The 11,213-nt window shown below is 65.4% G+C and carries 9 protein-coding genes; 8 read left to right on the forward strand and 1 reads right to left on the reverse strand.

All coding sequences use genetic code 11. The features are described 5' to 3' along the window. Positions 1–157: 157 nt before the first annotated feature. Positions 158–1,051, reverse strand: a complete 894-nt coding sequence (locus P9M14_03330; GenBank protein MDP8254758.1) for an alpha/beta hydrolase — start codon at positions 1,049–1,051, stop codon at positions 158–160. A gap of 109 nt (positions 1,052–1,160) precedes the next feature. Between P9M14_03330 and P9M14_03335 the strand changes: the two genes are divergently transcribed. From P9M14_03335 to P9M14_03370, 8 genes are all read left to right on the forward strand, one after another. Continuing rightward, complete coding sequence (locus P9M14_03335) at positions 1,161–1,907, forward strand: alpha/beta fold hydrolase (GenBank protein ID MDP8254759.1); 747 nt, start codon at positions 1,161–1,163, stop codon at positions 1,905–1,907. Beyond that, positions 1,904–3,283: an FAD-linked oxidase C-terminal domain-containing protein gene (locus tag P9M14_03340; GenBank protein MDP8254760.1), complete on the forward strand. Its 1,380-nt coding sequence runs from the start codon at positions 1,904–1,906 to the stop codon at positions 3,281–3,283. Before P9M14_03335 ends, P9M14_03340 begins: the two co-directional genes overlap by 4 nt. A gap of 6 nt (positions 3,284–3,289) precedes the next feature. Beyond that, entirely contained in the window at positions 3,290–4,573 is a 1,284-nt protein-coding gene (locus P9M14_03345; GenBank protein ID MDP8254761.1) for a (Fe-S)-binding protein, read from the forward strand. 37 nt (positions 4,574–4,610) lie between these two features. Next, entirely contained in the window at positions 4,611–5,585 is a 975-nt protein-coding gene (locus tag P9M14_03350; protein MDP8254762.1) for an RNA polymerase factor sigma-32, read from the forward strand. A 37-nt stretch (positions 5,586–5,622) separates the two neighbouring features. Continuing rightward, positions 5,623–6,051, forward strand: a complete 429-nt coding sequence (locus tag P9M14_03355) for a hypothetical protein (GenBank protein MDP8254763.1) — start codon at positions 5,623–5,625, stop codon at positions 6,049–6,051. A gap of 19 nt (positions 6,052–6,070) precedes the next feature. Further along, the gene (locus tag P9M14_03360; GenBank protein ID MDP8254764.1) at positions 6,071–6,874 is read left to right on the forward strand and encodes a hypothetical protein; all 804 of its coding nucleotides are present in this window, start codon (positions 6,071–6,073) and stop codon (positions 6,872–6,874) included. Between the two features lie 48 nt (positions 6,875–6,922). Next, a complete protein-coding gene (locus P9M14_03365; protein ID MDP8254765.1) occupies positions 6,923–10,033 on the forward strand; it encodes a UvrD-helicase domain-containing protein in 3,111 nt (1,036 codons plus the stop codon). Between the two features lie 32 nt (positions 10,034–10,065). Beyond that, positions 10,066–11,213 (forward strand): hypothetical protein (locus P9M14_03370; protein ID MDP8254766.1); only part of this gene is annotated, 1,148 nt, incomplete at its 3' end.

Here is an 11,213-nt window from a genome sequence, read left to right on the forward strand (position 1 = left end):
AAAAATGCGTGGAGAACCCGGAACGGCTGACCTACTGACTGTTGAGGGTCGCGGATAATGTTAGAGGCGGCATGCAGAACGATATTAAGAAATTTCGTTCCAATGCCCCGCGAGCCCTACACACAAAGATCGTTTTAACGATCTTTATCTCTCCCTGTTACTTGGCCGTTCCGGTGACCCGGTGGATGAAAGCCTTAACGCGCTCGGCGGTTGAGTCGTTTTCGTAACCAAGCTTGAAAAGCAGGCCTATGTGCCCTTTGCGCGGCACGATCGCCAGTTCGGCCGGAGGCGTGGGGTCCTCGCGTTTGGCGTTGAGCGCATCGCAAAAGCGGCGGCTGACCTCCTCGGTAGTCAGGCGGTCGCGCTCGCCGACCACGATCAACGTCGGTGGGAAGTGCGGCGACGCGTGATGGATCGGTGAGTACTCATCCCACATAGCGGGATCGTCGCCGAACACCCCTTCGAGCTTACGGCGGGTCATGTTGCCGGATTTCGCGTTGCTTATCGAATTGGCGATATCGTAGGGGCCTGAGAATCCAATTGCGCCGCTGAACACCTGCGGGGTCAGACCGACCTGCGCCAGGTATTGCGGATCAAGGGCCACGATCGTGGCCAGATGCGCACCGGCCGAATGCCCGCTGATCACGATCTTCTGCGGATCGCCGCCGTAGGAGGCGACGTTGTTCACGGTCCAGGCCACGGCCTGAGCCACATCGCGCGCGTGTTCGGGGAAGGCCACCCGCGGTGTCAGGCGGTAGTTGATCGAGACGCAGACAAAACCAAGTTGGGCAAAGTTGCGGGCCAGCGCGGTGTGGGGCGGGTTATCCTTGTCGCCGATGCGCCAGGCCCCGCCGTGCACGAAAATCAGCACCGGGTAGGGCCCCGGTCCCAGCGGCGAGAACACGTCGAGCAGGTGGTATTCCCAGTCCTGCTGATCGCCCTGGAAGTAGCTGATGTCGCGCGCCTCGCGAAGATCCGCGGCCTGGGCGCTGAGCGCCAGGCACAGCGTGGCAAGAAGAATCAGTACGAGTAATCTGTTGCGATTGAACATGTTCTCTCCCGGTCGATAATCCAGGCAAGCATTCTATATCGCCTTGCGCAGTCGCGGTATAGCCCCGGCCGGTTATAATGCCTGCGCAAACGCAGCGCGAGGAGAAGCGATGAGCGTGGCCTACAAGATCGGCGAAGCGCAGCTCGATGGCCGACCGCCGATAGTGGCGATCCACGGTGCGGGCGGAGATAAAAGCGCCTGGCAGGCCGTGCAGCGGCTGGCCGGTTCGCACTGGCCGCTGTTGGCACTGGATTTGCCCGGACACGGAGCGAGCGACGGCGAATCGTGCGACACGGTGCGCGGCTACCTGGCGCAGGTGATCGCGCTGTGCGACCAATTGGAGATCGCGCGCGCAATCTGGCTGGGCCACAGCATGGGCGGGGCCATCAGCCAGCTCGCGGCATTGGAGCATCCGGAGCGCGTGGCCGGGCTGGCGCTGGTGGCGACCTCGGCGCGTCTCAAGGTAGCCGACCAGATTCTGCTTACCCTGCGCGAGGAGCCCGAGCAGTTCTTCATGCTCTTCGAACGCTTCGCCTTTGGCCCCACGGCAACGCCGCAGATCATCGACCAGTCACAACAGGTGATGCGCGCTGTGGGCGTTGAGGTGCTGATTAACGACTTTCGCGCCTGCAACGCCTTTGACGTGCGCGAACGCGTGGCGCAGATCGACGCGCCGTGTCTGGCGATCGGCGCGCAGCACGACCTGTTGACCCCGGCCAAACACGTGCAGTGGCTGGCCGAACAGATCCCGGGCGCGCGCTTCGAGCTGATCGAGGATTCGGGCCACATGCTGCCGCTTGAGGCCTACAAGCAGGTGTCGCAGTTGCTGCTTGATTTCTGCCGGGGGATCGGATGAGTGCGCCGACCCGCGGCTCGCTGCTCGATCTGGTGCAAATCGTGGGTCGCGACAACGCGTTGAGCGCGCGCGAGGATCTAGTGCCGTTCGCCGCCGACGCCAAGGTCGAGGGCGCGGCCCCGGCGCTGGTGCTCTTCCCGCGCGAGGAGCAGCAGGTGTGCGACGTGCTGCGTTATTGCTCGCAACGCGGATTGCCGGTAGTGCCGCGCGGCGCGGCCACCGGGACCATCGGCGGTGCGATTCCCGAGTTCCCCGGAGCGGTGGTGCTTAGCCTGGAGCGGATGAACCGCATCGTCGAGATCAACGCGCGCGACGGCTACGCGGAGGTCGAGCCCGGCGTGGTTTGCGACGCGCTCAAGGCCGAGGCCCGCGCGCACGGGCTGTTCTATCCGCCCGACCCGGCCTCGGCCGACACCTCGACCGTGGGCGGCAACGCCTCGACCAACGCCGGCGGATTGCGCGCGGTGAAGTACGGCGTGACCCGCGATTACGTGCTGGGGTTGCACGCGGTTCTGAGCTCGGGCGAGCTGATCCGCACCGGCGTGCGCACACGCAAGGGTGTGATGGGCTACGACCTGACGCGGCTGCTGGTCGGCTCCGAGGGAACCCTGGCCGTAATCACGCGGCTGATCCTGCGGCTGGCGCCCGCGCCGGAGTCGGTGCTCACGCTCAGCGCGTCTTTCGCCGGTATGGAGCAGGCGGGCGAGGCGGTGGTGGCGCTGATGCAGGGACGCGTATTGCCCGCGGCGCTGGAACTGATGGATCGCGCCAGCCTCGAGGTCGTGCAGGCCGAACTTGCGCCGGGCTGCGAGGCGCTGCTGCTGATCGATTGCGACGGCGAGACGCAGCAGGTGCAACGCGAGATCGAACAAATCGAACGGCTGATGCAAGAGCGCGGCGCGTTGCAGGTCGAGGTGGCGCGCGACCAGGCCCAGTCCGAGCGGCTGTGGAAGGCACGGCGCTCGATCAGCCCGGCGATCTACAAGATCAAATCGCGCAAGTTCGCCGAGGACGTGACCGTGCCGATCTCGCGCATTCCCGAGCTGCTGCGCCGCGTGGCGGACGCGGCCGCCCAAAACCGCGTGCTCAACGTCAACTACGGCCACGCCGGGGACGGCAACATCCACGTCAACGTGTTGTTCGATCCCGACGACCAAGACGAGCGCGCCCGGGCCGAACAAACCGTGCAGCAGGTATTCCGTATTACCCTCGAACTGGGGGGCACGCTCTCGGGCGAGCACGGCGTGGGCCTGGCCAAACGCGAGGCGTTGCGGCTCGAGATCGACCCGACGCAGATCGAGTTGCAGCGCCGGATCAAGGCCGCATTCGACCCGGCCGGAATCCTCAATCCCGGGAAAGGGCTGCCCCCGCGCTGAACGCAGATGGACCGTGAAAGGCTGAACTCCATCATCGACGAGCAGGCCCAGCGTTGCGTGCGCTGCGGCAAGTGCCGCTCGGTCTGTCCGGTTTTCGGCGAAGCGCTAAGCGAGCCGCTGTCCGCGCGGGGCAAGCTTTCGCTGCTGCGCGCGCTACAGGACGGTGAACGGCTCGATCCGCGGCAGGTCGTGGAGCGCCTCGAGGCCTGCCTGCTGTGCGGACGCTGCGCAGAGGTCTGCAACGCGGGGGTCGAACCGCAGCTCGCGATACGAGCTGCACGCGAACTGCTTCGCGGACGCGAGGGCCTGGGATCGCTGTGGCGTTTGGCCTACGAGCAGGTGCTGCCGCGGCCCGCGCTGCTTGGTCCGGCGCTGCGCATTGCAACGCGCCTGGCCGCGTTGACCGGCAGCGGACCGGACGAGGGCAGCGGGATTTTCTATCGCCTGTCACGGCCCGCAGCAATGGAGGGCAGGGCCCTGCCGCGGGTCAGCGGCGAGTTTTTTATCGAGCAGCCCAGCCAGCCGCGGGCCCGGGGCGAACGACGGGGCAAGGCCGTGCTGTTTTGTGGCTGCGTTCACAACTACGTCGAGCCCGAGGTCAGCCACGCCACGGCGCGGATGGTCGCGGCCCTGGGATACGATGTGAGCGTGCCGACCGACCAGTGCTGCTGCGGCTTGGCGGCCCACGGTGCGGGGGACGCTCCTGCCGCACAACGCATGGCGCGGCGTAATATCGACGCACTGCTGCGCGACGATCCGGACTGGATCGTCACCAACTGCGGTTCGTGCGGCGCGATGCTCAAACACGGGCTGCCCGAGCTTTTCGAGCATGACGACCCGCAGCGCGAGCGGGCCGAGAAGCTGGCCTCCAAGGTGATCGACGTGCTCGATCTGGTCGACCGTGAGGCGCGGCCGGGGCTGATTAGGCGTATCGAGCCTGAGGGCGGCGGCAAGGTGACCTACCACGACTCATGTCATCTGCGGCTGGAGATGCAGGTGCGCGATCAGCCGCGGCGGTTGCTGCGCAGCGCCCTGGGCGAAAATTTCGTCGAGATGCCCGGAGCGCAGTTGTGCTGCGGATCGGGAGGTGCGTTCAGCCTGCACTGCCCGCAGCTCAGCCGTGCGATACTCGAGCGCAAGCTCGATGGTGTGCGCCGCAGCGGAGCGCAATCCGTGGCCGCGGCCTGCGGCGGATGCCTGTTGCAGCTGCGCGACATGGCGCTGAAGATCCCGGGCCTGCGCGTGGAGCACCCGCTGTATTGGCTTGAACCGACCGAGCAAAGTGATTAGTCTTTTCATGCTGTAATTAGTGGAAAAAGCGAAAGAGATGTCGGACGAAAAGCAGAAAGCAACGCAGGAAAATACCAGCGATGACGTGGAGGTAATACCTCCTACGGATTCGTCCGACCACGGCGGCAAACCGGCCGAGCCGTTTCCGACGATAGACAAAAAGGGCGAGCAGGTCGGCCTGGTCTCGCTGACCCCGCTGCAGCGCTACTTGGCCGAGGTCCGGCGTTTTCCGCTGCTCACGCGCGAGCAGGAGAAAGATCTGGCCGTGCGGCTGTTTGAAAAGAACGACGCCGAGGCCGCCTACCGATTGGTGGTGAGCAATTTACGGTTAGTAGTAAAAATCGCCATGGACTTCCGCCGGGCGTTCGTCAACGTGCTCGACCTGATTCAGGAGGGGAACATCGGCCTGATGCAGGCGGTGTCCAAGTACGATCCCTACCGCGGCACCAAGCTCTCGAGCTACGCCGCGTGGTGGATCAAGGCCTACATCCTGCGCTACATCCTCAACAACTGGCGGATGGTCAAGGCCGGTACGACCCAGGCCCAGCGCAAGCTGTTCTACAATCTGCAGAAAGAGAAGGAGCGGCTCTCGGCGATGGGCATCGAGCCCAGCGCGCAGCTGATCGCCAAGCAGCTCGACGTGCCCACCCGCGAGGTGGTCGAGATGGAGAAGCGCATGGAGCGGCCCGAGATGTCGCTCGACGCTCCGCTGTCCCGGGACGGCAGCGGCACGGCGATGGACCTGATTCCCGCCAGAACGCAGCAGCCCGACGAGCTGGTCGAAAAAGCCGACCAGGCCCAGCGCGTCAGCGATCTGCTCGAGGAGTTCAGCCTGACCCTGAATGAGAAGGAGAGCTTCATCTATCGCAATCGGATGCTCGCCGAGGACCCGATGACCCTGCAGGAGATCGGCGACGAATACGACATCAGCCGCGAGCGCGTGCGCCAGATCGAGAAGAAGCTGATGTCCAAGCTCAAGGACTTCATGGTACAAAATGATTTTGAATACTGACCGCGGGTTTCTGGACCCACGAGATCGAGGGGGCGCGATGAGAACGACGTTGGCATTGACCGCCGTACTGGCCGCGGCGCTGCTGCTCTTTGGCTGCGGCGTGGACGAGGGAGTGCAGTCCCAGATCGTGCTGTTTCTCGAGCAGAACGCGCAGCATGCCGGGCAGGAGAACATCGAGGACTACATGGGCGACCTGTCCAGCGACAACGTGCAGCGCGATACGACCCGCGATCGCGCGGCCGAGCTGTTCGAGGATTACGATCTGAGCTACACCCTGGACGAGGTCGTGGTGCTCAAGGCCGACGCCGACCGCGCCGAGGTCAGCGTCAAGCAGTCCACGCGCAAGGTCGCGGGTGACGAGCCGTTCAACGACAACCAGGTGGAGCTGGTCTACACCCTGGTGCGCCAGGACGGCGCGTGGAAGATCCAGGACTCGCGGGTCAAGAGCATCCATCGCATCTATTAGTGGGATGACGGAGTTGGTTATGCGCCGAAATGCCGGACTGATCGCGGTTCTGCTGATGTTGCTGATCGCCGTTCCAGCCCTGGCCTGGGAGCCGCCGCAGATCTTCAACACGCCGTGGTACCAGCCGCTGCAGTACGACTACGCACGCTTCCCCTACGACCGCGAGGCCGCGACCGCGCTGCTTCAGGCCCTTGACCCGGGCCATGCGGTGGGCCTGGACGCGCGCGGTTTTCTCGAGACCCAGAAGTATCGCGCGCACTTCATCTTCGCGCCGTCCCCGGCCTCGCAGCCGCAGACGCGGGTTGCGCTGATCTATCAGAAGCGCCTTGATTTGGACGGCGGCGATTGGCTGCTGATCGAGCACAACGCCCGCGACGGCTCGACACGCGAACTGGTGCGGGCCATGACCTTGCTGCTGCGGCCGGTGGATCTCGATGGCGACGGCGTCTACGAGCTGCACCTGACCCAGGGCGAGATCGCCGACGGCTATCAGAACTACCGCGACCGCGTGCTGCGCCTCGACGCGTCCGGCGCGTTTCAGGAACTACTCAGCATCAACTCGATGGACACCTCGGGCCTGATCCCGCGTCACCCGACGGTGGACCGCGACTGCCGCTTGCAGATCACGGACCTCGACGCGGATGGCGACCTGGACGTCAGCTCGCTGTGCTGCATTCGCCATTACACCAGCAGACGCAGTAAAGACCCGGCCGTGCTCTCGCTTACGCAGTACCAGGCCACGCAGTACCTGCTCGAGAACGGCGCGTTGGTCAAGGGCCGCATTGACGAGGTCGGTCGCGTACTGCCGCCGCGCTCCAACTGATGCTCGCGCCGCTGACCGGCGGGTCCGCCGGCGATCGATTCGCATTCGATGAAATTTGTAGCTGACCTACATATCCACTCCAAGTACAGCCGGGCCACCAGCGGGCGTAGCGATTTGCCCAACCTCTGGCTCTGGGCACAGCTCAAGGGAATCGGCGTGGTGGGCACCGGCGACTTCACCCATCCGGCGTGGTCCGCCGAGCTGGCGCAGAGTCTGGAACCGGCCGAGCCGGGCCTGTACAAGCTCAAACGCGAACTGCGCGCGCCGCTGGAATCCGAGATCCCCGCGAGCTGTCGCAGCCAGGTGCGCTTCATGCTCAGCTCCGAGATCTCGACGATCTACAAGCGCGACGGCCGCACGCGCAAGGTTCACAGCGTGATTCTCGCCCCGGACCTGGAGGACGCGGCGCGGATCAGCGCGCAGCTCGATCGCATCGGCAACATCCGCTCCGACGGTCGGCCGATCCTGGGCCTGGACCAGCGCGACCTGTTGCAGATCGTGCTCGATTGTTCGGAGCGGGCGGTGATGATCCCGGCGCATATCTGGACCCCGTGGTTCTCGGCCCTGGGCAGCAAGTCGGGCTTCGAGTGCCTCGAGGATTGTTACGGCGAGCTGTACAAACATATCTTCGCCGTGGAGACCGGCCTGAGCTCGGACCCGGAGATGAACTGGCGGCTCAGTGCCCTGGACGGCCTGACGTTGGTCTCCAACTCCGACTGCCACTCGCCGGAAAAGCTCGGCCGCGAGGCCAACCTCTTCGACTGCGAACTTAGCTACGATGCGATAATCCGCGCACTGCGGCGCGAGAGCGGGCCGGACCAGTTCCTGGGCACCATCGAGTTCTACCCGCACCAGGGCAAGTACCATTACGACGGCCATCGCAAGTGCGGCGTGCGCCTCGACCCCGCCCAGACACGCGAGTGCGGCGGCCTGTGCCCCGAGTGCGGCAAGCCGGTGACCGTGGGCGTGCTCAATCGAATCGATCAGCTTGCCGACCGCGAGCTTGGCGACAGGCCCGACCAGGCGTTGCCCTACGAAAGCTTGATCCCGCTTAGCTCGGTGATCGGCGACGCGCTGGACCGCGGCGAGAACACCAAGGGCGTGCGTAGCGCCTACTTCGACGTGCTCCAAAAGCTCGGCCCCGAGCTCGATGTACTGCGTAGCGCGCCCATCGAAAGCCTGCGCTCCATTGACCAGCCGCTGGTGGCCGCGGGCGTGGATCGCGCGCGGCGCGGCGAGGTGCACATCGACGCGGGCTACGACGGCGAGTACGGAACGGTGCGGCTTTTCGGCCCGGACGAGCGCCAACGGATTCTCAAGCAATCGGCGCTGTTTGATATCGCGCCCAAGGCAGCGGCGTCCAAGGCCAAGCCGCGTCCCAGGCGACCGCGCGTCAAAGTCGCGGCCGTTGTTGGCGACGATCCCGAGCCAGCGGACGCCGAGCCGAGCCAGGAGCGGGACGGTCTCAACCCCGAGCAGCTTGCGGCCGCGCTGATCGATCGTGGTCCGCTGCTGATCGTGGCCGGCCCGGGCACGGGCAAGACGCGCACCCTCACGCGCCGCATCGCCCGGCTGGTAAACGAGGCAATTGTAAAACCCGAGAACGTGCTGGCCGTGACCTTTACCAACCGCGCGGCGGACCAGATGCGCCAACGGCTGTATGCGCTGCTCGACGCGCGCGACGCGACGCGGCTGACGGTCTGCACCTTCCACGCCCTGGGGCTCTCGATTTTGCGTGAGCTGGGCGACCCGGAACTCTCAATCGTGGGGCCCGACGCGCGTCTGGAGTTGATCGCCTCGATCGAGCCGGGGCTCAAGCGCTCCGAGGTGCGGCGGCTGGCCGAACGGATCTCGCTTTGTAAGGCGCGGCTGGCCGAGCCCGATCAAGAGCTGAGCCGAACTTATCAGGCTTACGACGAGGCCCTGCGCCAGGGGCGGCAGTTGGACTTGGACGACCTGATCGTACGTTGCGTGGAGCTGCTGCGCGCAGATGACGCGGCGCTATGCGTTTTGCGCGAGCGTTATACGAGCATGTCGGTGGACGAGTACCAAGACGTCAATCCGGCGCAACAGGCGCTGCTGGAGCTGCTCGCGCCGCCGGGCGCGGACCTGTGCGTGATCGGCGATCCGGACCAGGCGATCTATGGCTTCCGCGGGGCGGAACAAGGATTCATCGAGCGCTTCGAGCAAGGCTACCCCGGAACGCGAACCGTCGGATTGGTGCGCAACTACCGCTCCAGCGGCCGCATCATCCAGGCCTCGGGCCAGGTGATCGAGGCCGGTCGCGGACGGCTGGCCGCGCGCATCAGCGGGCAGGGGCCGGGCGGCACGCTGCTGGTGCGACAGGCCTGCGCCACGGACCGTGCCGAGGCCGAGTTCGTGGCCCACAGCATCGAGCGCTTGATCCAGGGCACGGGCTTTTTCTCCATCGACTCCGGCCGCCTCGAGGGCGAACAGCAGCCCGACGAGGAACTGGGATTTTCCGACATCGCGGTGCTTTACCGACTCTCGGCCCTGTCCAAGCCGGTGCAGCAGGCGCTCTCGCGCCTGGGCGTGCCGTTCCAAATTGCGGGCGAGGGCTCGTTCTACGAGCGGCCCGAAATCGCGCCGTTGATCCAGCGGCTGGATAAGTTATGTCACGATCCGCAGGCGGCGCAGCGCCCGGCATGCGAGGCGATCGAGAGTTTGGCCGCAGAGTGTGTGGCGGACGAGCCGTGGGTCGGATTGATCTCGCGCGCCCGGGCAATGGGCGATCTTGATTTGCGCGCATTTTGCGACCGCGCGGTTTTGAGCAGCGCGGCGGACGAGCACGACCCGCGGGCCCAAGCGGTCTCGCTGATGACCATGCACGCGGCCAAGGGGCTGGAGTTCCCCGTGGTGTTCATCGTCGGCTGCGAGGCCGGGGTGCTGCCATTTGTGCGCGAGGACGACGGCGAACGCCAGCTCGAGGAGGAGCGCCGGCTGCTCTACGTGGCCATGACCCGCGCCCAGCACCACCTCTATCTGAGCTACGCCCGCTCGCGCATGCTGTTCGGCAAGCGCCTGCCCGGCGAGCCCTCGCCGCTGATCGAGCAGATTCAGGCCGAGCTGACGCGCTGCGAACAACGCCGCGGCAAAGCTCGGGAACGTTGCAACGGCGGACAACTCGAGCTGCTATAATCCGCAAACCGGTCTCGCAACGCGGGTGGCAGATGAACAAGCACATTGCATTGAGATCGCTGTTGTCGTTGCTGCTGATTCTGGCCCTGGTCTGCTGTGCGGCCTGCGGGCCCGATAGCGGCGACGACGATGACCACAGCGGCCCGGACGACGACGATCAGCAGTCCCCGCCCGCCGACTCCCAACGGCCCTGGGACGACCTATGCCGCTTCGAGCGTTGCGACGAGCCGCGCTCGCTCGACTCCCTGGGCTACGAGCTGTTGCAGTCCGGCGCGAGCTACTGCGGTTCGATCACGCCCGAGTCCTCATTCCACGACGTGCTCAAAATTACCGACCTGCTGGCCACGCGCTTCGAGCGGCCGGTGGAATACTACGTTCAATCGACGCAGACCACGGCCGATTACACCCAGTACCGCATCGTGTTTAACGACCCGGTCGTGGGCACGTTCATGGCATTGCTTAGCGTACCCAGTGCCGGAACCCCTCCGTACTCCGCGGCGTTGATGACCCACGGTCACGGAGATCCGGCGGGCAACGCGCAGCAGATGTTCGAGCTCGGCGGGCCGGTGCTGGCGCTGTTGGGTGTGGTCACGCTGAGCTGGGACGTCAAGGAGATGGGAATTCCCACGGGGGACGACAAGAGTCTGTGGTCGGATGAGCTGGCCGTGCGCCTGGCGGCTTTTAATCGCACAACCTACGGAGTGATGGTTTTCAAGGCGGCGCTGCTGTTTGATTTCCTCGCCTCGGGCGCACTGGTCCAGGTCGACGATTCGCGCATCGGATTGTTCGGCCACTGCGGCGGCGCATTTTTCAGCTACAACATGCTGGCGCTGGATAGTCGCGCCAAGGTAGCGGTGACCGATATCTGGTCGTCGTTCCCCGAGCCCGGGGAGGGCTACGCCGAGGGCACACCCTACGACGAGATTCTGCCCCAGCTCTTCTGCTGGGGCGGCGGCGGCCGCCTGGATGCGCTGGCCGCGCTCAGGCCGAGTTTCAGTTACGAGTACGGCTACCCGGACTATACGGTAGTCACCGCGGCCCAGACCCTGACCGCCGAGTTGGCGAAACCGGCCGATTGCACCGATGGCGTGTGCGGCCCGGGAGATACGCCGATCAATTGCCCCTCCGAGTGCGCCGATCCCGGAGCGAACGCGCCGTTCAGCTCGGCTGCCGCGCCGAT

The sequence above is a fragment of the Candidatus Alcyoniella australis genome, assembly GCA_030765605.1.
In the GTDB taxonomy this organism is placed as follows: Bacteria; Lernaellota; Lernaellaia; order JAVCCG01; family Alcyoniellaceae; genus Alcyoniella; species Alcyoniella australis.

Coding starts and splice junctions, on each gene's coding strand:
- P9M14_03345 (MDP8254761.1), top strand. CDS start 3,290: ATGGACCGTGAAAGGCTGAACTCCATCATCGACGAGCAGGCCCAGCGT.
- P9M14_03365 (MDP8254765.1), top strand. CDS start 6,923: ATGAAATTTGTAGCTGACCTACATATCCACTCCAAGTACAGCCGGGCC.
- P9M14_03340 (MDP8254760.1), top strand. CDS start 1,904: ATGAGTGCGCCGACCCGCGGCTCGCTGCTCGATCTGGTGCAAATCGTG.
- P9M14_03330 (MDP8254758.1), bottom strand. CDS start 1,051: ATGTTCAATCGCAACAGATTACTCGTACTGATTCTTCTTGCCACGCTG.
- P9M14_03335 (MDP8254759.1), top strand. CDS start 1,161: ATGAGCGTGGCCTACAAGATCGGCGAAGCGCAGCTCGATGGCCGACCG.
- P9M14_03360 (MDP8254764.1), top strand. CDS start 6,071: ATGCGCCGAAATGCCGGACTGATCGCGGTTCTGCTGATGTTGCTGATC.
- P9M14_03350 (MDP8254762.1), top strand. CDS start 4,611: ATGTCGGACGAAAAGCAGAAAGCAACGCAGGAAAATACCAGCGATGAC.
- P9M14_03355 (MDP8254763.1), top strand. CDS start 5,623: ATGAGAACGACGTTGGCATTGACCGCCGTACTGGCCGCGGCGCTGCTG.